The sequence below is a fragment of the Candidatus Aquicultor sp. genome (genome assembly GCA_036504445.1).
GTDB lineage: Bacteria > Actinomycetota > Aquicultoria > Aquicultorales > Aquicultoraceae > DASXVE01.
The window spans coordinates 13,222-39,294 of the sequence record DASXVE010000012.1; the positions used below are offsets into that span (position 1 = coordinate 13,222).

General features: G+C 49.9%; 16 protein-coding genes. 11 read left to right on the plus strand and 5 right to left on the minus strand.

Annotated features, from left to right (window positions below; genetic code table 11):
- The first annotated feature begins 115 nt into the window (after positions 1-115).
- The 4 genes from VGK02_02000 (at position 116) to VGK02_02015 (ending at position 7,803) form a co-directional block, all read left to right on the plus strand.
- Positions 116-2,425, plus strand: a complete 2,310-nt coding sequence (locus VGK02_02000) for an S-layer homology domain-containing protein (GenBank protein HEY3373818.1) — start codon at positions 116-118, stop codon at positions 2,423-2,425.
- A 161-nt stretch (positions 2,426-2,586) separates the two neighbouring features.
- Entirely contained in the window at positions 2,587-5,481 is a 2,895-nt protein-coding gene (locus VGK02_02005) for a hypothetical protein (GenBank protein ID HEY3373819.1), read from the plus strand.
- A 339-nt stretch (positions 5,482-5,820) separates the two neighbouring features.
- Entirely contained in the window at positions 5,821-6,366 is a 546-nt protein-coding gene (locus tag VGK02_02010; GenBank protein ID HEY3373820.1) for a GNAT family N-acetyltransferase, read from the plus strand.
- 114 nt (positions 6,367-6,480) lie between these two features.
- Complete coding sequence (locus tag VGK02_02015) at positions 6,481-7,803, plus strand: glutamine synthetase family protein (GenBank protein HEY3373821.1); 1,323 nt, start codon at positions 6,481-6,483, stop codon at positions 7,801-7,803.
- A gap of 106 nt (positions 7,804-7,909) precedes the next feature.
- Here VGK02_02015 and VGK02_02020 read toward each other — a convergent pair whose 3' ends face one another.
- A complete protein-coding gene (locus tag VGK02_02020; GenBank protein HEY3373822.1) occupies positions 7,910-9,547 on the minus strand; it encodes an FMN-binding glutamate synthase family protein in 1,638 nt (545 codons plus the stop codon).
- A gap of 298 nt (positions 9,548-9,845) precedes the next feature.
- Between VGK02_02020 and polA the strand changes: the two genes are divergently transcribed.
- The 6 genes from polA to uvrB all read left to right on the plus strand — a co-directional run bounded on the left by polA (position 9,846) and on the right by uvrB (position 18,799).
- Positions 9,846-12,587 (plus strand): DNA polymerase I, encoded by a 2,742-nt coding sequence (gene polA / locus VGK02_02025; protein HEY3373823.1) that lies wholly within the window; start codon positions 9,846-9,848, stop codon positions 12,585-12,587.
- Positions 12,588-12,881: 294 nt separating this feature from the next.
- The gene (gene rpsA, locus VGK02_02030) at positions 12,882-14,366 is read left to right on the plus strand and encodes a 30S ribosomal protein S1 (GenBank protein ID HEY3373824.1); all 1,485 of its coding nucleotides are present in this window, start codon (positions 12,882-12,884) and stop codon (positions 14,364-14,366) included.
- A 154-nt stretch (positions 14,367-14,520) separates the two neighbouring features.
- A complete protein-coding gene (coaE, locus tag VGK02_02035) occupies positions 14,521-15,129 on the plus strand; it encodes a dephospho-CoA kinase (protein HEY3373825.1) in 609 nt (202 codons plus the stop codon).
- 62 nt (positions 15,130-15,191) lie between these two features.
- A complete protein-coding gene (locus VGK02_02040) occupies positions 15,192-15,791 on the plus strand; it encodes a lytic transglycosylase domain-containing protein (protein ID HEY3373826.1) in 600 nt (199 codons plus the stop codon).
- Between the two features lie 154 nt (positions 15,792-15,945).
- The gene (locus VGK02_02045) at positions 15,946-16,680 is read left to right on the plus strand and encodes a PilZ domain-containing protein (protein HEY3373827.1); all 735 of its coding nucleotides are present in this window, start codon (positions 15,946-15,948) and stop codon (positions 16,678-16,680) included.
- A 94-nt stretch (positions 16,681-16,774) separates the two neighbouring features.
- A complete protein-coding gene (gene uvrB, locus VGK02_02050; GenBank protein HEY3373828.1) occupies positions 16,775-18,799 on the plus strand; it encodes an excinuclease ABC subunit UvrB in 2,025 nt (674 codons plus the stop codon).
- Positions 18,800-18,838: 39 nt separating this feature from the next.
- On the opposite strand, the gene VGK02_02055 is transcribed toward uvrB, so the two are convergent.
- From VGK02_02055 to VGK02_02065, 3 genes are all read right to left on the minus strand, one after another.
- Positions 18,839-19,546 (minus strand): Sir2 family NAD-dependent protein deacetylase, encoded by a 708-nt coding sequence (locus VGK02_02055; GenBank protein HEY3373829.1) that lies wholly within the window; start codon positions 19,544-19,546, stop codon positions 18,839-18,841.
- Between the two features lie 181 nt (positions 19,547-19,727).
- Positions 19,728-20,603, minus strand: a complete 876-nt coding sequence (locus tag VGK02_02060) for a hypothetical protein (protein ID HEY3373830.1) — start codon at positions 20,601-20,603, stop codon at positions 19,728-19,730.
- Positions 20,604-20,815: 212 nt separating this feature from the next.
- Positions 20,816-21,313 (minus strand): rubrerythrin family protein, encoded by a 498-nt coding sequence (locus VGK02_02065; protein HEY3373831.1) that lies wholly within the window; start codon positions 21,311-21,313, stop codon positions 20,816-20,818.
- A gap of 753 nt (positions 21,314-22,066) precedes the next feature.
- On the opposite strand from VGK02_02065, the gene VGK02_02070 reads away from it, so the two are divergent.
- Positions 22,067-24,400 carry a hypothetical protein gene (locus VGK02_02070; protein HEY3373832.1) on the plus strand — a complete coding sequence of 778 codons (2,334 nt, stop codon included), beginning with the start codon at positions 22,067-22,069 and terminating at the stop codon, positions 24,398-24,400.
- 78 nt (positions 24,401-24,478) lie between these two features.
- Here VGK02_02070 and VGK02_02075 read toward each other — a convergent pair whose 3' ends face one another.
- Positions 24,479-25,945, minus strand: a complete 1,467-nt coding sequence (locus VGK02_02075; GenBank protein HEY3373833.1) for a replication-associated recombination protein A — start codon at positions 25,943-25,945, stop codon at positions 24,479-24,481.
- Between the last annotated feature and the right edge of the window lie 128 nt (positions 25,946-26,073).

The following is a 26,073-nucleotide window of genomic DNA, read 5'->3' on the forward strand; positions in this document are numbered from 1 at the left end:
AAAAGAGATAGTAACGCTGATGCCACAAGAAAGACGGCATGAGGCCAAGCGCCTAAGAATGGCGGTGGCAAATCTGGTTTAGCACAGTAAACCGTACATATGAGGAGGGTTAAAATTGGTTGGTAAAGAAATTGAGAAAGTAAGGTTGAGACGCTTTGGTCTTTGGCGCTTAACTCTACTAGGGGTGTTTCTATTGCTTGCGCTAGCCCTGGGTGGCGTCGCAATGGCGGCCGGAACACCCCAACCGGTTGGTATTGGAATGGGTGATAGCGGATTCCTGGTAAATCCAACGATCGACTATGTAACAAATCCGATAACCGCGAGCACCCAGGCTTTGGTTGCGGTAACGGGCACCGCAACGCCGATGTCTCTGGTAAGAATCACTTTAGTGGATAACGTTCAGCATAACGTTGAAGTATCCACTCAAGCGGATATTAACGGTACATATACGGCGTATCCAATAAACACAGCCACGCTTAAGAAGGGTACGGTACAGGTATCTGTCCAATCTGTATTCGGGACCTTCAGTGGGGTATATGGCCCCGTCAATGTCACAAAAGAGCAGTGCTTCGCGATTGCGTCGATTCCCGCTTGGATTAATCTCAATAACAAAAATGCGGTTGAGGTAACTGGCACAGCCGAAGCCGGTGAAATCGTCGATGTTGCGCTTTACGACAAAACGTTCGATCAAGCCGGCGACACGAGCGGTTATGCGTTACTGGAGACCACCACTGCCAATAACGGCGAGTTCTCGATGATTTTCGACGTCTCATCGTTGGCAGACGGAACGATTACCGCCGACGGGGTGGCCGGTTTCGGTACCGACAGCAACTGGAATCTCATCCCAGAAGAAGATTTCACGTATGAAAAGCCCATCAAGAAAGATACAGTCGCACCCATAGTTACCGTTTCGGCGCCCGTATCGGGCAGCATAATGGAGAGTGATTCTCCGGCGCTTAGCTACACAGCTACCGATGAGGATGGCGAAGGAATAAAATTCATTACTCCAAGGATCACGCTTGATGGGATATGTGATATTGCCCCTGATACGGGGTTCATCACAGCTGACGGCCGGCCGCTAAGCGACGGAGAGCACACTCTTGTGCTTGCTGCATCCGACGCAGCAGGGAACGAAACAGTAAAAAACATCCCGTTTATAGTCGACCTTAAATATCCCGACATTATGTCGACCAGCCCAAACAATGGAGCCTTAAGCGTCGCTGTTGATACGACGATCAGGGTGACATTCAGTGAGGGAATCGTTCCGGGCAGGGGCTTTAATGGGATAACGCTTGCATATTACGGCGCAGATGGAAAGCCGGCGGCCGTGTCCGCGAGTAAAACCGTAGATACAAGTAATCCGGCAATACTGGCAATCGATCCTAATGCAAACCTCGCAGAAGAAACCACGTACACTATATCTATCCCGGTCAACGCCGTAGCTGACGTTGCCGGCCGCACCTACCGCGGGCTTCTTAATGAACAGGACGAGACGTGGGGCATTTACACCTTTACGTTTAAAACCGGAAAACAGCCCGTAACGCCCCCATCGGGGAACGGAGGCGGTAATAACGGTGGCGGCGGTAGCAGCGCCGGCAATCTCGATAGTGCGCCTGCGGCCCCAAAAAACTTAAGGGCGTCATCAACCGATTTACTTATATCGCTTGAGTGGGATGATAACACCGAAGCAAATCTGGCCGGGTATATCGTATACCGAGCCCTAAAGGGAAGCACCAGCTTTGCCAGGCTCAATACTGTCCTACTGCCTGTAGCCGAATACCAGGATGCCTCAGCAAAAGCCGGTGTGGTATACACCTATACTGTCACCGCCGTGAGCAAGGGCGGTGACCACAGCGGCACATCAGCTCAGGTGGACGGGTCGCTTACAGCAGTCAAGGGTGAGAGAATTTTTCGCGATGTTACACCCGGTTCGGCATGTGAACAAGCCGCAACACGCCTGGTAGCGATTGGGGCGATTAGCGGCTATACCGACGGCACATTCAAGCCCAATCAAAACATTACGCGCGCCGAATTTGCAAAAATGGTTGTTCTTGCAATGGGTTGGGCTCTCGAAGACACATCACACGCGTCGTTTTCAGATTGCACCAGCGATAACTGGGCCTTCCGTTACATCGGGACCGCCAAAGCGCACGGAGTGCTCACCGGTTACCCGGACGGCACATTCAGGCCGAAATACACCATAACAAGAGCCGAAATCGCAAAAATCGTTGCGCTTATTCTCAGCCTCAAGCGGGGCACCAGCGAACTTACCGACATTGACGGGCATTGGGCACGAGAGTACATCAACTCATGCGCATCGGGCGGCATTATCACCGGTTACACAGATCGCTCGTTCAGGCCGAGCAATCTTGCGACCCGCAGCGAAGCCGCATATATGGTCGTTCGTATGCTCGATAAGAAGTAACCGGCAATAAGAAATCAGGCAGTAATCGGTAATGATGCTGCCGGTAATGGAATAACCGGAATTGCACTCGATGATTCACATGCGCAATTCGCAACCACCAGCTTACATAGTCTATAATATCGAGGTGATACTTCTGCAACTATCTTAAGGTGCCGATAGAAATGATTATGGATGCAGCACTTAAACAAGCAGCTGAATTAACACCTGACCCCGAGCGGGCGTTTAAAAACCTGGAGCGGTTTGCGGTATCCGCGCCTGACGTTCTTGAAAGGAACTCATCCAGTATTGGCGCCATCGCCAGGCTGTTTGCGTACAGCCAGTTTCTCGCCGAATATTCGTTTACACATCCAAACGATCTTGTAGAAGCGCTGCTCGCAATGAACCAACCGGTTCTAAGAGACTATATCATGTCATCATCGCGGTCAGAACCCATCATGCGACTTGTTGGCTCACCAAACGGCAGCGGCACTAAAACTGACGCACCAAGATTTGTTAATAACAGCAGCACCCAAACCGGCACCGGGAGCATGCCTAAAGCCGCTACGCCATTACCGCACAGCTTCAAACAGAACGCACTTAAGTTCGTGCGCGATATCAAGTACCGCTATCTTCTGCGAATAACACTTCGCGACATCATGGGCTTGACGGATATCAGTCTGTGCATGTTCGAGCTCAGCGAGCTTGCGGAGGCTATCGCCCAAATCGCACTCGATCTCTCGCACGCAATGATTCGCGAGCGCTTTGGTATGCTTGACGACAATTCGTACTGCATACTGGCACTCGGCAAACTCGGCGCCGGAGAGCTCAATTACAGCTCCGACATCGACATTATGGCCGTCTATAAATCAAGCGACGGTCTCTCGACCGGCACCATCTCGGCAAACGGCCTGCTTGTAAACAGAATCGAGCCGCACGAGTATTATTGCCGGCTCACCGAAACGCTTACCAATCTGCTGCAAGCCCAAACCGAGAATGGCTTTGCGTATCGCGTAGATCTGCGCCTGCGTCCGAACGGGCGCAAAGGGGAGCTCGCGCTTTCAGAAGATGCGTATGCTATGTATTACGAATCGTGGGGACAAACCTGGGAGCGCATGGCGCTTTTACGCGCCCGCCCTATAGCCGGCGACATTACTCTCGGCCGGAATTTAATCGAAGCGATCACACCGTTTATCTGGCACCGTTCCTCGGATTTCTATGAGATAGAAGAGATCCGAGAGCTTAAAAAGAAGATCGATACCGTGTTTGACGCAAACGATATCAAGCGTGGCTACGGCGGTATCCGCGAGATCGAGTTTTTCATACAAACATTCCAGCTTCTCTACGGGGGAGAGCGCGAACGTTTGCGCACGCATCAGCTCCATATCGCGCTTAAAGAGCTGCTTCAAGAACGATTCCTCATAGACGAGGACGTAGACACGCTTGCCCAGAGTTATCTGTTCTTGCGGCATGTAGAGCACGTGCTCCAAATGAGAGATAATCTGCAAACGCATACGCTTCCCGCGCAACCGGATGAGCTTGATATTGTTGCTCGCAAACTCAACTTCGGCGGTCAGAAAGAATTCTTGTCCGAGCTTAAGCTCAAGCGCCTTATGGTGCGCGACATGTATAACTCGCTGCTCGGCGGCCCCGAGATCAAGCATGAAACAGACGTATTTCTGGAGGACGAGCTTGCCGACAATGAGATCCGGGACTATCTTGCGTTCAAGGGCTTTAAAAATCCCGATCAGGCGCTTAATAATATCAAGGCGCTCAACGAGCAGGTGCAATTTGAGAAAACCATCAGAGAGCGCACGCTTCTCAGAAAATCGATCCCTATGTTCCTTGATGAAAGCCTGCGAGTCGAAAACAAAGACCGGGCGCTTAGCATGTTTACCACTTTTATTCAAAAGGTCGGCGAGCATGAGTCATATATCGACCTGTTCTCCACACGTCCGGACACAGTAGAAATCATCATACGAACCTTCTCCGACAGCAAGTATTTCTCTCGCGCCCTGCTCAGTTTGGATAATCTCGAGAGCATCTTCGAATATCCCGACATCCGCATGGACTACGCAGCCGTAAAAGAACGTCTCGCCGGTATGCTCGAGTACAGCCGTGACCCCATGGCCTCAGTGCGCGAGTTTAAAACAATCGAGGAGTTGCGCGCGGGGTTACTCTTCCTGAAAGGGATCCTCGACATAGACGGTCTTTCCGATAAGCTCAGCATACAGGCATCAACAATTGTGCGCACAGTTTTGCAGCACTTGGGTGGCAACAATGGCTTTGCTGTTATCGGGCTCGGAAAATTTGGCGCCGCCGAGATGAATATCGGCTCCGACCTCGACCTTATATTTATCGCCGATAATCCTGAGGCCGAGCGATTAGCCGAAGAACTCATAAAATTCCTCGCTGAATACACCGATCGCGGCATCGTCTATGAGATCGATATGCGGCTCAGGCCCGATGGCTCAAAAGGCATTCTCGTGAATACTATTGAAGGGTACAGGAACTACTACCTTAAAGCGGCTCACCCGTGGGAGATACAGGCGCTTCTAAGAGCCCGCTCGATCGCCGGCGACAGAAGCCTCATACGCGCGTTCAATAAATTAAAGAAGCAGGCTATAACGCTCAGGGGTGGGGAGAATAACGGTGCCGATATGCGGGCCATGCGCCGTAGAATTATACAGGAAGTATCGAGAGAATCGTCCGGTTACGACATAAAGCTCGGCCCCGGTGGGGTTGAGGAGATCGAGTTTCTAATCCAATATCTTCAGCTCAAACATGCCTCCCAGCATCCGGATATTATAACGCATCGTACGACCACTGCGCTGAATCGGCTCACAGAACACGGCATAATCAACGCCGACGCAAAACGTTACCTCAGCCATACGTATGCGTTTATGCGGACAATCGACACGTTGCGAAGGATTAACGACGAGCATGTGCTCAAACCCAACTCCGAACTAGCCGACGTTACCGCCCGCTTCTTCGAATTCGGCTCTCGAGACGAACTGTTTTTCGAGCTAAAGGATGCCCGCAAGAAAATTGATGCTCTCGCGACCAGGTATTATATCTAAACACCCATCACGAATATCTCTTTGCATTAGTATTACTTATTGTTACATGCTTTAATATCCGGTAGTATAAGCATATATTATATTAAGAGGAAGCATACTATAAACTATGCTTATAAGATAAACGAGTGACAAATAGTAGATTCTTATAATAGCTGCAAACCGGTAAATAAGAGGCACTTATAATTACTTGTCGACCAATCTTTTTGCCTTAAAATGGAAGCAAAAAGTTGCTTTAATAGCAAAACCTAATACTATATACTCGTATGAAAACCAAACGCTATGCTATAATAAAATGCAGTTTGTTGACTAAAGTTACTACGTCGGGGGTACCAACAGTATGTGGTTAAACACCGCAACATAATTAGAGCAGAGACAGATAAAGGCAATGCACGGCAACATAACGATTGGAAATACGAGATGCAGCCAGACATCCGATTAGACACCGCGGAAAAGAACGATTTACGAAATTTGGTTAGCATAATAAGTAAGCGAAGCAACGCTGAAAACGAACAAGAGTTTGGCTATGAATGCCGAGCTAAAGCGCTTATATCTATAATGTGGAACCCCGATATTGCGACTCTCTATGTGATCCGTGACGGCGAGCAAACGATAGGAATGTTAATCATGCATCTGTTAATTAGCGCCGTTCAAGGAGGCAGGTGCGGGTGCATAGAAAGCCTCTATATTCCCCCCGAGTACAGAAACCCAAGAAGCGGACGGCAAGTAACATCGCACATCAAAGCCATAGCAGCAGAAAAGGGGCTCAAGCAGGTGACGTTGATCGTGGATAAAAGCGAGGCCCCGGCGATTGAGTTCTATAAAAGCTGTGGTTTTAAAGACACGAGTCGTAGTGGTTTAGAGCTACAAATCCTCGACGGACAGTAGTCAGACTTTAAATAGCCCACGGAGAATTCAAAGTATTTTGACCCGCTATTGATTATCTTGCATAATAGAAGTTGCCTAGTTTCCACTACTTAGTGATTGAGGTGTTATGTGGGCGTGAGAACAGATCAAGAGTATGTATTGAGGCAAGTAAAGGAAAAGGACGTTAAGTTTATCAGGTTCTGGTTTACCGATGTTCTAGGCTTCCTAAAGAGTTTTGCGGTAAGTCCGGCTGAACTTGAAACGGCGTTTGAAGAGGGCATGGGCTTTGACGGATCATCTATTGAAGGATTTGCCCGCATCGAAGAGTCGGATATGGTTGCGAAACCGGATCCAAACACATTTACCCTGCTTCCGTGGTCGGGGGAGACCAACGTGGCGCGAATGATCTGCGATATACAGCAACCGGACGGTTCGCCGTTCGATGGCGACCCGCGCCATGTATTGAAGAAGAACCTCGATAGAGCCGCAGCTATGGGCTATACCATGTATGTCGGCCCCGAGCTCGAATTCTTCTATTTTAAGGATTCAAACGGCACCGAGGTGGTTGATAAAGGCGGGTACTTCGATCTCACACCGCTCGATCTCGCGACGCCGTACAGGCGTGAAACGATATTCGCGCTCGAGAGTATGGGGATCACGGTCGAGTATTCACACCATGAGGTCGCCCCGAGCCAACATGAGATCGATCTTCGCTATACCGATGCTTTGGCTATGGCCGATAACGTAATGGCATATCGTCTGGCGGTAAAAGAAATCGCCCAGGTAAACGGAGTCTATGCAACCTTTATGCCGAAACCGATCTTTGGGGAAAACGGCAGCGGTATGCACGTTCACCAGTCGCTCTTCAAGGGTGATTCGAACGCGTTCTATGACGAGCACGACCCGGCGCACTTATCCGATGTCGGCAAAGCGTATATCGCCGGTATCCTGAAGCACGCAGCGGAGATCACGCTTGTTCTCAACCAATGGGTAAACAGCTATAAACGCCTGGTTCCCGGTTATGAAGCGCCGGTTTATTTGTGCTGGAGCCGCCGCAACCGGAGCGCGCTTGTGCGCGTTCCGATGTATAAGCCGGGCAAGGAATCTGCAACCAGGGTTGAATTGAGAAGTCCCGACCCGGCGTGTAACCCGTATCTCGCGTTTTCGGTCATGCTTGCAGCCGGTCTCGAGGGTATCGAGAAAGGATACGAGCTACCGCCCGAAGCGAGCGATAACATCTACGAAATGACCGAAAAAGAGCGTAGCGCCGCAGGTATTACTACATTACCTGAGGATCTTAACGAAGCAATAAAGCTCGCGGAGAAGAGCGAACTTATGCATAAAGCGCTTGGCGAGCACGTCTTCGAGTACCTGCTCCGCAATAAGAGATCTGAGTGGGATAGCTATAAGGCGCAGGTCACGGAGTATGAGCTAAAGCGTTATTTAGAGATACTCTAAGCACGTCAACATACGGTTATGCAGATAACAAAAAGGCACCGGATATCCGGTGCCTTTTTTATTGTTGCCCAAGAACCGCTAAGAGAACCTGCGATCAACCCCTAGTCTACAGCATGAGGTCTAAATCGGCAATAATCTCGGAATACGCCTGACCGTCGATAATTCTGAATGCTTCCTCGCGATATGCATCCATGACGTACGGTATACCGGATATCTGCGCAGCTTCTTCGGTGAGCGACATGAGGTCCCTGCGGCTGACGGACGGTATCGAATAGTTTCTGGTACCGGCCATGAGCTGCTGTAAGCCGACTTTAAGCTTGTCGGCAAAAGTATAGATTGCGATTGCGCCGGATGGCATCTTGTTAACCGTGTCTTTTCCGTATTTTGCAACAAGCTCTTCGTAGCTTACGAAAATTTCCTCCATTGTCGAGCCGAACTGTGCGACCGACTTAGGCAGGCTTGCGGCGCCTTCCTGGAGCCAGAGGCCGATGTTCTTGCCGACCATACCGGGAATCATAAGCGCGCGGCCCATGCAGACCGCTTTGAAGTACGGCGCGCCCATTGCAAGGACTTTAAATATGTGGTCCTCGGCTGAGAAGCCGCCGCCCATAGCTAAATCAGGAACAAACGCACCGTTTTCACGGAGACGCTCGACGAGTTCATAGGTCATTGCTTGCAGGTAGAACGTTGGAACGCCCCACTCTTCCATCATACGCCACGGGCTCATGCCGGTACCGCCGGGAGCGCCGTCGATCGTAACGAGGTCAAGTTTGGCGTCCGATGCCCATTTAAGCGCCATAGCAAGCTCGCGCATAGGATATGCGCCGGTCTTTAAGCTGACACGCTTTGCACCGAGTTCACGCAGGCGGTCGACCTCACGCATGAACGCTTCCTGGTCGATAAAGCCGAGGCGTGAGTGACGCTCAAATTGTTTGATCGCCCCGTCTTTAAATGCCTTCTGATTTGCCTCAATCGATGGGTCGGGGGTTATAAGATAGCCGCGTTTCTGCAACTCAAGTGCTCTTTCAAGCGAGTTGATCTTAATCTCGCCGCCGATACACTTGGCGCCCTGTCCCCACTTGAGCTCAATCGTCTCAACGCCGAGCTTATCCATAACATACTCAGCTACACCAAAGCGCGTATCTTCAACGTTCATTTGAACGATAAGGTCACCGTAACCTTCGTTCCATTTCTTATAGATTTCCACACGACGACGCATCTCCGGAGACTCAACAACTTTACCGTTTTTAAACTCCGCATTTGGGTCGATACCGCAAACATTCTCACCGCAGACGAGGGAGATTCCGGAAATAGCTGTTCCAGCAGCAAAGTGCTCCCAGTTGACGCGGGCGATATCGGTCGAGCCAAGGGCTCCGGTAAAGATCGGCATGCGCATCTTCACTTTGTTGGTTACGCCGTACTGTGTCTCGGTGTTAACCATAGGGAAGAGCGTGTTGTCAGGATCGCCGATTTGTCCTTCAGGAAGGCCTTTGGCACCGAACGCGTATCCCATGATATTGAGATGCGAGTAATCGACCGGATACTCTTTGTCGCCACCGGCGGTAATCATACCGTACGGGCCCGGGTAGATTACCTCTCTACCGCGGAACGAGGACTTGAAAACCTCGCAGTTTCCCCGGCAGCCATCCTCGCATCGAGTACACAGGCCTGAACCGGGAACAACGCTTCGTGACCTGTTAGACGTCATCGTAGCGTCGTTAGAATTCGGACGTTGAAGATTCATTCTTTACACTCCTTTGTATGTTTTATTAAGGGGCTTCTGTGACTATATGTTACATACATGTTTCCGGCATGTTACAAACAAGTTACGGCAATGTTACGTCCATGTTACACAAGTTAGCGACTACGCGCAATGTAATACAGCAGATCGTTTTAATAAGAGTCATATTTTATGCTAGGTAGAGTGCAGTGCCAGCACATAACGCCGTTGAATCGGACACTCCATCCCCACTGAAAATTTGCCCTCACCCTTGATAAACAGTAAAATTAGTTATAATACGCAGAAAAGGACAGACTCGCGCTTGAAAAAGAAAATTATCCTAATTGACGGCAATAGCTTGGTGTACAGGGCTTTTTTCGCCTTGCCTACGACGCTTACCAACTCAAAAGGCCAGGTCACAAACGCAGCGTACGGCTTTACCAGTATGCTTATTAAGCTTCTAAAAGATGAAAAACCCGACGTCGTTATTGCGGCGTTCGATAGGGCCGCTCCCACGTTCCGCCATGAAGAGTTTGAAGAATACAAAGCGCACCGCGCCCCCGCTCCGAACGAGCTTATCAGCCAGTTCCCGGTGGTCAAGTCCATCCTAAAGGCGCTTAACATCCCCATCTTCGAGATGGACGGATTTGAGGCGGATGATATCCTGGCCACCCTCGCCTCAAGAGCCGAAGCGGAAGACGACACAGTCTTTGTGGTGACCGGCGACCGGGATGCGTTCCAGCTCGTCGACGACCACATCAAGATCATGACCACCCGCAAAGGTATATCCGATATCGTTGTTTACGATCGCGAGAAGGTCGAAGAGAAGTACGGCGTCACACCCGAGCAGGTCGTCGACTATCTTGCGCTTAAAGGAGATCCGTCGGATAACATCCCGGGCGTGCCCGGTATCGGCGAAAAAACTGCGGCCAAACTCATACAGCAGTACGGAAACCTTGAGAACATCCTGGATAACCTCGATTCAATAGAAAACAAACGCTGGCGCGAAATGCTCTCGGAGCACATCGACGAGGCGCGACTCTCGAAACGCCTGGCGACGATGGAGCGTGACGTTCCAATTGAAGTCAATTATGACGAGTGCTTGCTCGGTAACTGGAATGAAGAGGAAATCCGTGCGGTCTTTTCCGATCTGGAGTTCTTCAGCCTTCTTGACCGCTTTTTAAAGCAGGTAAACAAGGGTATAAAAGGTGCGGTGTGCGGTAACACGGGCTCATCAGCCGACTCTCGCGGCATACCAGAGATCGAGGTAAAAAGCAGCGTTCAGCTTGCGAGCGAACCGGTAGATATAACCAATCAGGCTGCGCTCGATAAGCTTACCGCCGAACTTGATGTCGCTACATCGTTCGCCGTATCGATTCTTACGAGCGGCACCGGCAACATCGACAAGCGCATCGAAGCTTTTGCAGTAGCTGTTGATGATAAAGCATACGTTATCACAAGGAATGAAAGCGCCGGTAATGAAGGTCGCCTTTTCGACTTAGAACCACAAAACGAGAGCGGTATAGCGCTCGACCATGCACTATCAACCCTCAAACCGTATCTGGAAAACAGAGCCGTAACAAAGATCGCGCACGATGTGAAAACGCTCCTGCTTACATTTTGGAATGAAGGCATAAAACCCGAAGGCTTCTCGTTTGATACGATGATCGCCGCCTATCTACTCAACCCTGAGCGGTCTGACTATCCGATAGCCGAGCTTGCAGCTATTCACCTAGGTGCATCCATTCCCGATGACGATATACGCGCCCGCTTCGCTCATGAAGCAATCGCCAGCTACAAGCTTAAAGACAAGCTCGAAGAGCAGCTCAAAGAGAAAAGGCAGATCAAGCTATTCGAAGAGGTAGAGATGCCGCTCGTTCCCGTGCTTGCAACGATGGAGCACCAGGGTGTCGGTCTGGATATCGACTACCTCGAAGACCTTGCCAAAGAAGTCGACCTATTCCTCGAAAACATAGAGAATGAAATATACTCGCTCGCTGAGCAGGAGTTTAATATAAACTCACCGCAGCAGCTGGGTTTTATCCTGTTTGAAAAGCTCGGGTTGCCGAAGTCGAAGAAAACCAAGACCGGCTACTCGACCGACGCCAACGTGCTCAACAGGCTCCTCACCGTGCACCCGATCGTCGAGAAGATTATCGCCTATCGTGAACTCGCCAAACTGAAATCAACCTATATCGATGCTTTGCCGAAGATTATCAGCCCGGATGACGGCAGGCTTCATACATCGTTCAACCAGACGGTAACAACCACCGGACGCCTCTCAAGCAGCAACCCCAACCTGCAAAACATCCCGGTGCGAACCGAACTGGGGCAGCGCATTCGCGAGGCGTTTATCCCTACGAACCGGGGCGATGTATTTCTTTCCGCCGATTACTCGCAGATCGAGCTCAGGCTTTTGGCGCATTATTCCGGCGAACCGGTGCTTATAAAGGCATTTCAGGAAGACCGCGATATCCATGAGGCCACGGCCGTTGAAGTATTCGGCGTTCAACCGGAGCAGGTTACCTCGCAGATGCGCCGCATAGCAAAGGTGGTCAACTTCGGCGTGCTTTACGGCATGAGCCCATTCGGCCTCTCCGAGCGCCTCGGTATGTCGGTCGGCGATGCCCGCAAGTTCATAAGCCGCTACTTCGAGCGCTTGCCGAAAGTGGAAGAATTTATTCAAAAAACCATCGCCGAGGCGAGCAAATGCGGCTATGTCGAGACGCTTCTCGGGCGCCGTAGGTACATCCCGGAGCTCAAGAGCACTAATAATAATTTACGTAGTCTGGGTGAGCGCTTTGCGGTTAACGCACCGCTGCAAGGAACTGCGGCAGATATAATCAAGCTCGCCATGGTGCGCATCGACAAACAGCTCGCCGAACAAGAATTGCAGACAAAAATGGTGCTCCAGGTGCACGATGAACTCATCTTTGAGGTGCCGGAGAACGAGCGCGAACGCGCCGAAAAGCTCATCAGACTACTCATGGAAAACGCCTATCCGCTCGATGTTAAGTTGAAAATTGATGTTGCGATGGGTATAAACTGGAAAAATGCGAAGTAAATTAGTAAACTAATAGTATTAATTCGCAAATGCACATTGCCAAATCGCAGGATTTCACTTAAGCTATAAGAGCAATTAAAGTATAGAGCGTTTCATCTAGAGGCATAGTTGCTAGTCAAGCGGCCCCGGTCGCATGGATAGAAAGGAAAAGCGTAATTTGCAGGCACGATAGCCAAGGAGGACTTTTCCGCAGCTCGAGAGAGCGAATCCATAGTCACATAAAGGCTCACTAGCAACCACCTCCGGTGGATTTTTTGTTTTTATGAGGCGCTCTAATTGGGAGGTTTTCTATTAATGTCCGAAAAAGAATCAGTTGAAGTGCACGAGAGCTACATGACCATTAATGAGGACGGGATGCTCGTACCAGATTACGACATGACCATTAAGGTCTTTGATGATGGAGACATCGTCACCGGCGAGGTCGTGAAAGTTGATCGAGACGAGGTGCTCGTCGATATCGGCTACAAATCGGAAGGCGCGATTCCTGTACGCGAGCTATCGATCAGGGCAGACGCCAATCCGCATGATATTGTAAAAGTGGGTGACCACATCGAGGCGCTCGTCCTTCAAAAAGAAGACAAGGACGGACGCCTGATTCTTTCTAAGAAGAGAGCGGATTACGAGAAATCTTGGGAGAGAATCGACGGAATTTCGAAATCCGGCGAAAAGATCTCAGGTATCGTTATTGAAGTCGTCAAGGGCGGTTTAATTCTTGACATCGGTCTTAGGGGTTTCTTACCGGCATCTCTCGTAGATACCAAGCGCACTAAAGACCTTCACCAGTTTATGGGCCAAGATCTCGAGTGTAAGATTATCGAGATGGACCGCAACAGGAACAACGTCGTACTTTCCCGCCGCGCCGTTCTCGAAGAAGAGAAGAAGCACGAGAAGGGCAAAATTCTCGAGAAAATCGTTCAAGGCGCAGTTCTCTCAGGTAAGATTTCAAGCATCGTCGATTTCGGTGCCTTTGTCGACCTTGGCGGGATCGACGGTCTTATCCATATCTCCGAGTTGAGCTGGAATCACATCGACCATCCATCTGAAGTCGTAGCGGTCGGCGACGATGTTAACGTTCAGGTTTTGAGCGTTGAATTAGATCGCGAGCGTATCTCACTTGGCCTACGCCAAACACAGGAAGACCCGTGGAAAGAAAAAGCAGGCAAGTATGAGGTCGGCAAGATTGTTAACGGCAAAGTAACCAAAATCGTGCCGTTTGGTGCGTTTATCGAGCTTGAGGAAGGCCTCGAAGGCCTTATCCATATCTCCGAGCTTTCGCATCGTCACGTCGAAATGCCGGAAGAGGTTGTTAAGGCCGGCGAGCTGGTCGACAGCAAGATCGTCGGCATCGACCTCGATAAGAGAAGAATTAGCTTAAGCATTAAGCAGACGCAGGACGCTCCGGTTGAGGAAAAAATTGAAGCCGAAGTTGTTGAAGAAGTATCTGCAGAGGAAATAGTCGAAGTGACCATTGAGGTTGAAACTGAGGTGCTCGTCGAAGCTGAAGTCGAAGAGCCCGAAGTAGCCGAAACAGTAGAAGTGGCGGAAGCAGTTGAGCTAGTTGTGGCAGCTGAAGAGCAAGAAGCCGCTACTGCGGACGCAATCGAAGATATCGCCGAAGTAGCTGCTGCCGGGGAAGCCACTGAAGTGGAAGCTGAGGAAGCCGTGGCAGAGGATGCTGAAATCGTCGAGCATGGAGTTGCCGCCGATCCGGACTCGCTCGAAGTGGTTCTGCAGCAAATGAAAGTGAAGCATTCAAAGAAAGCTCCAGCAGCAGAATAGGCGCAAAAAGCGCGTAAAATTTACAGCCGATTACGGCCGGCATGGTGAAAACCTTTGCCATTTACGGTATTCTTTAAGATGGGCTCTGTAAGACAGAGCCCATCTTTTACGTTAACGGACCCATTGTTTAGGTAGTATGGACGGATTGATTAGTATGAAGATCATTGGCGTAACAGGATCAATAGGATCGGGCAAATCAACGGTAGCCGCACTTCTTAGAGACAAGGGTGCGTTGCTTATCGACGCCGATAACATCGCCCGCGAGGTGGTTGAGCGCGGTCAACCCGCTTTTAGTGAAATCGTCGAGCGGTTCGGCGAGGACATCGTTGATAAAAGCGGCGCCATAAAGCGGCGCCAACTGGGGAAGATAGTATTTGAAGATCCCCAAAAGCGTGAGGCTCTTAACAAAATCGTTCACCCGGCGGTTATGACCGAGATCGACCGGCGGCTTCAACGCATGGAGGCCGAATACGGTGACGACCAGGTTGTAGTCCTTGATGTGCCGCTTCTTATCGAGGTGGGATATCATGCCCGCTGTGTTCTCGTCGTTATAGTTACGGCAACCAGGCATATCAGGTGCGAGCGTCTTCTACAAAAAGGCTTGTCAAAAGAAGAGGCCGAGGCAAGAATCGAGGCGCAGGGGAATAAAGAGGCGCTTCAGCACGAGGCGGATGTTATTATTGAGAACAATGGATCGCTCGAAACCTTAAAGACGGCGGTTGATGCTTTATGGCGCCGCATTACAAGCACACACTGCGAGTAATATGTGGAGGCAGATATAAGACTGCCATTAAACTAGAATTCATCGTGGCTTAGGAAGTAGCAATGAGATTACTACGCGCTATTGCGATTGTCATTATATTAGTAACGGTAGGTCTGGTCTGGTTTCAGAAGGCATTTCCTCTGGACTGGGACCGCGTACTCTATCCGCTTGAATATGAAACATCGATAATGGAGGCGAGTCAAAAGTACTCCATCGATCCGTACCTCGTATGCGGCATTATTTATGTCGAAAGCAAATTCAACCCATCGTCTGAATCGGGTGCAGGCGCTATCGGCCTTATGCAGATCATGCCGGCGACAGGTAAGTGGATTGCAAATAAGCAGGGCAAGGCGGATGCTCAAATCACTCTAGACGATCCGATCACCAGTATAGACATGGGCACCTGGTATTTCAGGTACTTGAGCACGAAATATAATAACGAGAAACTGGCTTTGGCAGCATACAATTCGGGTTATAAGAACGTAGATCGGTGGCTGAAAGAGCGAGGTACCGGCAATATAGACGACATGGTAGCAAATATTCCCTTCGAGGAAACCCGCGCATTTATCGTAAGAGTAAAGAGCGCGCAAAAAATGTACGAAAAACTCTACCCCGGAGAGTTTGATAACCTGTCTTCCCGCGCAAATCGCCTCGATAAATAGTAAACAAACCGTTAAAGCATACATGTTAATGCTTAAGCATAACCGCCAAGGTGACGATGGATATATTACTATGGCTTTAGCATCAAATGCAGCTTCCAATATGCACGAAAGTAAAATATGACCGGAATTTGCCGAGCTCGTGAGGCCCGGCACTGTGGTCAAAATAGAGTCTGGCGGCACGAGCGCTCTTTACAGGATTTCAATGGCGATGGCCGATAAGACCATCATCTGTAAGGCTATTGACCAACCCCTGACCGAAAACTGTGAAGTCGGCCTGCCGATCAGCATAGTGCTTGCCAACGAAGAAGGAAGCTGCCTTATCCCTGCCCGCATTATCGGCATAAGCGAGAAAGGCGAGATAGTTGCGGCATCACCAAGCGGCCCTATCCAAAAAGCCGAGCGAAGAATCTTCCCCAGGGTTAAGATCGATAGCGGCATAGTACTTAGATTGCAGTTCGACCGCTGTAACAGCCGCTATAAGTGCATGCAGGTGTACGATATAAGCGGCAGCGGCATTGGTGTCAATGTATACGCGAAAAACCCCATACACCTCGGAAACACCGTACAAATTGAGATTGAGCTGTTAAGCCGTCAAAACAAAATCATCGCGGCCGGCAAAGTCGTCCATTGTACGGTCAGAAATGCAACTTCGCGCGAGTATCAGCTTGGAATCAAATTTAGCCAGATAAGCTCGGAAGATCAGCAAAAACTGGTGAAGTTCGTGGCCGAAGAGCAGCATCGCTATGAAGCACACGAAAAGCAGTGCCAACAACGCGAGCAGCTGGAAGAGCAAGCCCGCAAACGGGCCAAAGAGCGCAAGAGCGCTCGCAATAAGCCAGTTACTAAAGGTCCTGCTAAACCCGGTGGTAGCGGTTCACGAGCCAGCTAGTTTTACCCCTCATTTCACATAAAGTAGGTTATCACCTACCACACAACCTCTTACTAAGTGCAAATTTGCGCAAAATCCCGTAAAATACACTGTTATGAGTAGTTTTAAGATTGAAGCCCCCTACGAGCCTAAAGGCGACCAGCCAAACGCAATCAAAACCCTCGTTGACGGTGTATCTGCCGGCATCGATTATCAAACGCTGCTTGGCGTTACCGGCTCGGGCAAGACATATACAATGGCAAAAATTATAGAAAATATCGGCAGGCCGTCGCTTATAATTGCGCCGAACAAGACGCTTGCCGCGCAGCTCTGCAACGAGTTTAAGTATTTCTTCCCGACTAACGCGGTCGAATACTTCGTGAGCTACTACGATTACTACCAGCCTGAAGCATACCTCCCGCATACTGATACGTATATCGAGAAGGATTCCTCTATCAATGAGGAGATCGATAAGCTTAGGCATGCCGCGACGAGTTCGCTTTTCACGAGGCGAGACGCAATAATCGTAGCGTCCGTCTCGTGCATTTACGGCTTGGGTTCTCCGGAGGATTACAAGTCGACCACCGTATTCTTAACGGTGGGCGAGGACTACAACATCGACGAGATACTCAAGAAACTGGTTAAGATCAAATACCAGCGCAATGACATCAACTTTTCGCGCGGCACGTTCAGGGTACGGGGCGATGTCCTCGAGGTTTTTCCGGCATACGATGAGATAGCGATCCGTATCGAGTTTTTCGGGGATACTGTCGAGCGAATTATTACAATCGACCCGCTGACCGGCGAGTTGTTGAGCGAGCACGATCATATGTCGGTATACCCGGCGACCCACTTCGTAACTATCGAAGAGAAGATCGAGCGGGCACTGATTTCTATTGCCGACGAGCTGGACGAACGGTTATTTGAGCTTCGCGACCAGGGCAAATTGCTCGAGGCACAGCGTCTGGAACAGCGTACGAAATACGACCTCGAGATGATTCGAGAAGTCGGCTACTGCAACGGCATCGAGAACTATTCGCGCCACTTTTCAGGCAAAGCGCCGGGTGAGGCGCCGGATACGCTTATCGATTACTTCCCGAAAAACTTGCTAGTACTCATCGACGAGTCGCATATCACGGTACCGCAGCTCAATGGCATGTATAACGGCGACCGGTCGCGCAAGCAGACACTGGTCGATTTCGGTTTTCGCTTGCCGTCGGCGGTGGATAACCGGCCGCTAAAATTTGAAGAGTTTATTGCTAAGGTACCCCAGATTGTTTTTGTAAGCGCGACCCCGGGTCCTTTTGAGATGGAAAACTCAAAACGCATAGCGGAGCAGATTATTCGACCGACCGGGCTTATCGACCCTCAAGTTATCGTGCAGCCGACGAAAGGGCAAATCGACGATCTGTTGGACAAGATCCGCGACCGCGTGCAGCGAGGCGATCGAACGCTTGTTACGACACTTACCAAGAAAATGTCCGAAGACCTGACCGATTATCTGCTGGAAATGGGCGTTAAGGTGCGGTACTTGCACTCGGATATCAATACGCTTGAGCGGGTGAAGATATTAACCGATCTGAGGCTTGGCGAGTTCGACGTGCTAGTCGGCATCAATCTGTTGCGCGAGGGCCTTGACCTGCCCGAGGTCTCACTGGTTGCAATTCTCGATGCGGATAAGGAAGGATTCCTGCGTTCCGAGCGTTCGCTTATCCAGACAATCGGGCGTGCCGCTCGTAACGTGAGCGGCCAAGTTATCATGTATGCCGATACCTATACCGATTCGATGAAGCGGGCGATAAACGAAACGAACAGGCGCCGTAAACTGCAGATGGAGTACAACCGCGAGCATGGTATCGAGCCACAGTCAATCCGTAAGGCTGTTACCGATATCATCCAAATGGCGGTCGCAGAGAGCGGGAAGTTGTATAAGACACACCATGATAGCGATACCATTCAGAAGATGCCGCCGAGCGAGCTGGAGGCGATCATACAGGCTATCGAAGAGGAGATGCGCTCTGCTGCAGAGCGGCTTGATTTCGAGCAAGCGGCGCTTCTGAGGGATGAGATTTTCGAGCTTCGTAAAGACCTCGATGCCATAAGCGCCGTGAAACGGCCGAAGCTCAAGGTGATTAAGTAGCAAGCCCAGCACCTAGAGGCAGCGTAATGCAGCAAAGTATTACATGTTTTCGCTGATGAATGTGAAGGTTTCTGCCAGGTCATCATAGCGAAGCGAGGCGTACGGATCAAGCGGTGTCGGTAAATCGTTTACGATTACGAGCCGGCCGTCGCTTTCAAGCGCGTATAGCGGCATAGATGCAGCCGGCTGTACGACCAGGGAAGAGCCAAGAACGAGCACCAAATCGGCCCTCGACATATACGATACGGCATCCTCTATGGCCTCGAATGGCAATGATTCACCATAGAAGACAATCTTGGGTTTAAGCACGCCGTTGCAGGAATCGCAAAGCGGAACATCTGCTGCGGCGAGCTTACCAACAACCGCGCAAAAATCGTACTCGCGCTGGCATGATATGCAGAAATGAACCTGCGGCGAGCCGTGCAGCTCGATAACCTTTTGCGAACCGGCCTTCTGGTGTAGAAGGTCTATGTTTTGGGTGACGACCGCTTTAATAATCCCCTTAGCTTCCAACCGCGCAAGTTCGGTGTGAACGAGGCTCGGCTCCTTAGCGTCGAGGTTATAGATCATATCTTTGGTCTCTCCGTAGTAAAATGCCGGATTTTCATAAAAATAATCGATGTCGAAGATTTTGTCGGCATTCTTTTCTTTGTACAGCCCGTCTTTACCTCGGAAGTCTTTGATGCCCGAGAGCGTAGAGATACCGGCGCCGGTAAACGCCACAGCGAAATTTGAAGTTTGCAACATTTCAGCAAGTTCGTTCATAAGTTTAAGTATAGCAAAGCATCTTTGTTTTCAGGCAATTCATGCAAAAATAGTAAAGATAATTTGATGGCTTGTTGTCGAAATATTGTGTTGCCGGTAGCAGCAGTATTAGCAAGCTAAGCGTTAGTTTCGGCCGCAAATGATAGGGGAATGTCTATATTAATTACTCTACGGAATACGTGCCGCCTGATTCTTTAATAAACCCTTCCTTAACCAGCTCATCGAGCACGTGTCGAGCCTTTTCCTTATCGATTTTAAGCTGCTTGGCAACGTTCGCCGAGGACGCGTTGCCGCGGTCGAGTACCGCCCGCAGAGCCTTCGCACGAAGCTGCCGGTGCGAACCCTCATACGGGGATTGCCGGGTATGATGGACGCTTTTTCTACTGGGATTTACGCGCGTTTTCTTAAGCATAGACCCGTAATCAAGAATCGCGTAGTACCAGTCACGGGGGTTCTCCGTATCAAGCGTGTGCTCGATCAACGGCATCAGCTCTTTGTCTTTAACGTCGGTTCTATCATTAAAGAAAAAGTGGATATACACAGCCCGGATGTTGGTTTCGATATAGGGTACCGCTTTATTAAAGGCAAACGCCAAGACTTGAGCGGCGGTTGCCGGGCCGATGCCGGGCAGCGAACGGAGCGCATCAAAATCAGAGGGCAAATGGCCGTTAAACTTCTCCATTACGGCCTCAGCGGCTGATTTGAGCGCTATTGCCCGGCGGTTATACCCCAAACCCTGCCAGATTTGCAGCACATCGCGAAGCGGGGCAGCGGCTAGTTCGGCAAAACCGGGGAAAGCGGTGATGAATTCGCGGTATTTGGTGAGTACTCGCGGTACCTGCGTCTGCTGCAGCATAACCTCGGAAACCAGAACCTTATAAGGGTCATCCGTCTCGCGCCACGGAAGCACCCGTCCGTGCTCCGCAAAATATGCCCAAATGCACTCGCGAAAGAGATCGAGCGCAGCATTGGTTAGGCCGCGCGTGCTAACCAGGTTAATTATCTCATATTCAAGCTGCCGGTAATGTTCAACGTTCATCGATGCCTACTGTCGCACAGTAGGCATGATATTTCAAATCGAAAACTCCGGCACGCAAGAAAGATACGAAAGTATGCATGCAAGACGGGCTGGGATTGCATGCATCGCGCTATTACTGCGGATAAAAAAACTAAAAAGAAAAGGGGCCGATTACGGCCCCCTCTGGATGCTTCAACCGGTCAGCTATGCTGCCGATTATGATTGCGCTTTTACTAATCGATCTTCTTGAACATTTTCTTTGCAGCACCACAAACAGGGCATTTATCAGGCGCCTCGTTAATGTGAACATGGCCGCATACCTGGCAGACATAGTAATCGACAAATTCCGGGTTTTCCATATTATCAAGCATTGCCTGGTAGAGCAACGCATGTTCTTTCTCGACGACGTTTGCGTTTCTAAAACTTATCTTGGCCGCCGTTTGTCCTTCTGCTTCGGCTTCATCGATCATCGGCGGATACATTTGCTCGAACTCGTATGTTTCTCCGGCAATTGCCGTCTTTAAGTTCGTCGTTGTTTCCCCGATAGAGCCGGTTGCATTGAGGTGCTTAAGCGCGTGGACTGTCTCGCTATCGGCCGCCGCGCGGAAGAGCTTTGCCGCTTGGGCGTAGCCCTCATCGTCGGCTTTATGTGCAAACGCCAAGTAACGTCTATTCGCCTGGGATTCACCGGCAAAAGCCTGTTTTAGATTTTCGAGTGTTTTTCCGTCCATTAAATTCCTCCTTCAAATACTTACACAGAGTGCCATATGTTTTTATATCACGATCATCAACCGGGCGGTCGGTTGCCAAGCACTTAAAAGGATATATACCACCTTAAAGCTTTTTCAAAACCTAACCTCCAAAGAAACTCAAGCCTATTTGATAACCGGCAGCCTCTTTTGAATATACTAGGCGACTGCTCTGAATAGTACCTTAATTCTTATGGCATCACTATGCAAATGTATTACCGGAGCCACGAAAATATAACGATGGGCCAACCATACGAGAAATATTTTAAACATTTTATCGTGAAAGCTTTCACTATCTTGAGTGCCTTGACCTGCAGGTGTACCACCCGGGGTAATCCGCTCGTAATATTTAGGGCAAAGACGCATAGTAGAACAAGTTAGCAATATGTAAAATAGGGTATAAGCAATACCTGGTTCTGTTACAAACTACTTTGCGAATAAGAGACATGTCATAGCAAGATACAGCGCCTAAAATGTTTACAAAAGCTTGACAATAAAGTAATATTACGATGATAATAGTAAGTATAAGCAGGCTAAAAAGGCTCAAAGCACCAAATCGCAATAATCTTAGTAATATCCACCAACCGTTATGCGAACCTTAAGAAACAGAAAGCTCAGTAGATGCGTAAAAGTTACAAATCGTAGATGTTAATGCTTTAGCATGCCATCGTTTATAAGCACTGTCCCATAAAAAAAGAGGATGCAATTTGTTTGTCAGCAAAGGGGGTGAAACAGATGACAAAGAAGCTCTTAATAGCTTTAGTTGCTTTGGCAGTCTTGCTTGCTTTGTCGAGCACCGCTTTTGCACGGATTGAGCCCAACACACTACCCGGTAATCCACCGAATCCTACGAAAGGTAATATCGTTGCCAACACATACAACAAAGTATCAGGCACGGTTAACCTGAACGGTAACGGCGATTACAAGGACTACGTGCAAGGTATGCAGGTAGATTCCCTTGTCTATTCGGATGGTTATGGCTTAAGCACACATGTATACGGTACCTGGAACAGCCCATATACGTACGGTGTGGATGGCTATAACTACAATGATCCCCAGGATTACGTGGTGGACAGTGCTCAAATCCGCAAAGACGGGCATGCTGTTGACGCAACGCATCTACCAGACACCTTCATTTCGGGTCCACACGGCGGCTACCTCACCTCAACACACCGTTGCCGTGAGTGCCATGCAGTCCACCGTGCAGCCGGCAAATTCAAACTCTTGCGTTCCGATACCAGGTTTGAGTCGTGCGACTGGTGCCATGGTACCGGTGCCGGCTCAGGCTTTAATATCCAGATGGACAACAATGATTTATATACCACTGAATATAACGTCGGCCACACTATGGGCTACGGCATTGACAACGGCAAGTGGAGAGCGCCTGATGATACCTACCCGGCGTTTTCGCCTAACTATTACATGGGTGGTTTCTCGTGCTTTGACTGTCATAGCCCGCATGCTAACCCGGCAAGGCTGATGGGTTTTGATAATCAAGGCAACATAAAAGGTATGGCATGGGCGGATAATGGTAATTATAGTAGTACGCTCGCCTACAATGGAGAGACACGGTACTACAGCATTATCAACCCGGGACATAACAGCGTAAGCGACCAACCCGGGCACAAAGTCATATGCGTCGATTGCCATAAGAAGGGTATGGACATTGATACTGGACAATGGACCAGCGGTTACCTATCAGCGGTTCCTCTCTACATGTCGGGTAGCTGGTTGCTGCTTAAAAACCCGGACCGCGAAATCGCTGAACATAGTGAAACGGTTAACTATTACAAGGTCGGCGATGCAGAAGGGCAAGTAGGATCAATTGTTACCACCGATATAGTAGCCGGTCAAGAAATCAGCGATATGGTATTTGGCTATACCGATCCGGCTACTCGGCAGATTACCGGGGGTATGCTTCACCAGTATGATAGAACCAACGGGTATCCTGTCAATAAAATTCCTATCGATTGGAATAGCCCAATGGGTATTGCTAAAGAAGCTACCGGAACAGCCGCATATACCACTCGCACCTACCTTGCGTCATTACCATCTCACACAGGTGTATGGACAGTCTCTGAGTTCTGTGCCGACTGCCATGATGGTAATACCGGTATATCGACGGTTCCAGCCCCGCTCTTCAGTGAGGATCGTGCGCTTCGTGCCCAGATGCAATCTGGTGACAACCAGGGCCATAACGTTGTCGGCGATACTACCAACTGGAAGGGCAGCTACGATGTAGGCTACGGCCACGATGAGAACCCTCGCCACTGCGGCAGGCAGATGCAGTTCAATCCGGAGGATGTAAACGTATTCGGACCGCACTGCAGAAACTGCCACAAGGGATCGAGCGGTTGTGGTAGGTGCCATAGTTACGCGTTTTTCTCAACAGCTCTCGGTGGGAAATCAACGGCAATATATACCACAAATCTCGGATTTGCCGCGGATAACGCCCACGATAGGCTCAGTTATGATCTTACGTTCCCGGGTGTCCAAGGCCAAACCACGTATGCGGAAACGCAGACAACCATGGGCGCGTTGAACATGCTTATTGATGGTGATCCCAATAATATGCACGTTCCTGGAGACTTGACCGATGATTCAAGCTTTATGTTTAAGAGGTCTCGCACAATTGCCTGGTATTCTAACTGGCGGGAAAGCGCAGCTGCAGCTACCATGACCTATGATGCAAGCGGCACCCTCACATCGGTTGGTACAGGCTCAACATGTGGTGATGATGGCTTCAGTTGGCCGCACAGGACGTTGGGGTGGAAGATGCTCAAAGACGACCTCTTTGGTCTGAACTTTGACGGTACACCGGTCGGTATTGGCGGAACAAGATCAATAGATCCTGATGGACCTACTGGGCCAAAACCGGTGACAGCCTTCGCCGTACATGATCTCGATAGCGTCTGCTTAGACTGCCACAACCCAACTGTATGGAGAGCTACGTCAGCAGGTAATTACACGGATGTAGTTGTACGGGGTACTGATAGCTTTGGTAGACCAATCGATACTAATTCGTACGACAACCACAACGATGAGCTTCTTACCAGAGGCTTACCGTAATAGCTTGGGAGCTCCAAAGCTAATTACGAACATCACACACAAAAAAGGCCCGTTTTCCAACGGGCCTTTTAATTTTACCTACACCTGCTTCTTCCTAAGCCGGTTCAAACGTTCCCTGATTGTTTTTTCATACCCATTATTGCTCGGGCGGTAGTACACCTTGTCTTTTAGGTTGTCGGGCAGATAGTTCTCCTCAACGTAGTGCTCAGGGAAGTTATGCGGATACTTATAATCTTTGCCGTGGCCGAGCTTTTTCGCAAGCTTCGTCGGTGCGTTTCGCAAGTGATTGGGGACGGGGGCCACGCGCTCGGTTTGCACATCGCGCATCGCCTCGTTGATTGCCGCATAGGAAGCGTTAGATTTAGGGGCGCTGGCAAGGTATGTTGCACACTGCGCGAGATTGATGCGCGCCTCGGGCATGCCGACGAAGTTAATGGCATCGACCGTAGCAATTGCTATAAGAAGCGCATGAACATCGGCGTTTCCAATATCTTCAGATGCAAAAATCACCATGCGGCGTGCGATAAATTTGGGATCTTCGCCGCTTTCAAGCATCCGCGCAAGGTAATAAACCGCGGCATCCGGGTCGCTCCCGCGCAAGCTTTTAATAAAAGCGCTGATAATATCATAATGAGCATCACCGGCCCTGTCATACTGAAGTTGCTTCCTATTAATTGCGTCTTCAGCTATCGCAAGCGTTATTCGTGGTACAGCTTGTTGACTCGCGCCATCCTCAATACCGTTGCTCGCACCTGTTGTCTTTTCGGCGCTTACACCTACAGCGTCTTTCTTACCCTTTGTAACTTTAGGGCCTTTGCTCTTACTGTCTCCAGCACCAGGTACAGTATCGCTTTTTACATCAGCCTCAATTGCACCGGCAATGCTGTTTGCCGCAATTTCCAATGCAGTCAGGGCAACCCTGGCATCGCCGTTAGAGTTCTTTGCGATATGTTCGAGCGCACCATCGTCGGTTTGAACACCGAGTTTACCTAAACCCCGATCTTCGTCGGTGAGCGTTCGCTTCAGAATCTCAATTATATCCTGGTCGGTGAGCTGTTCCAGCCTGAAAAGCCTGGAGCGCGAGAGGATAGGCGCATTTACCTCGAACCCAGGGTTTTCGGTGGTGGCACCGATCAAAATGATCGTGCCTGCCTCGATATGCGGCAAAAAGGCGTCTTGCTGCGCTTTGTTGAACCGGTGAATCTCATCGACAAACAATATCGTCTGCTGGCCTGTGAGCTGCTTGCGCTCCGTAGCCTCCTTGACCACTTTGCGGATATCGGCAACACCGCTGGTTACCGCGGAGAATTCTATAAAATATGCCTTTGTCGCAGTCGCAATAATGCGGGCGATTGTCGTTTTGCCGGTCCCCGGCGGCCCCCAGAGGATGATCGAGTTAAGGCGGTCGCTCTCGATAAGCTTCTTGAGCAGACCGTTTTCCCCCAACAGGTGTTCCTGCCCGACAAACTCGCTAATGGTTCGCGGTCGCATTCGTTCGGCAAGCGGGGTATGCGAGGTGTTTACGGTTGAAAATAGACTGTCCATGCCTACAATTGTACTGGTATGACGGGTAAAATACCAGCAGGATACGACCGGATATATATACTCAGCATAGGAATGTGATGCTTTGTAGCTAGGAGCTCTTGCCGCGGAAGCCTTTGTCCATAGCAAAT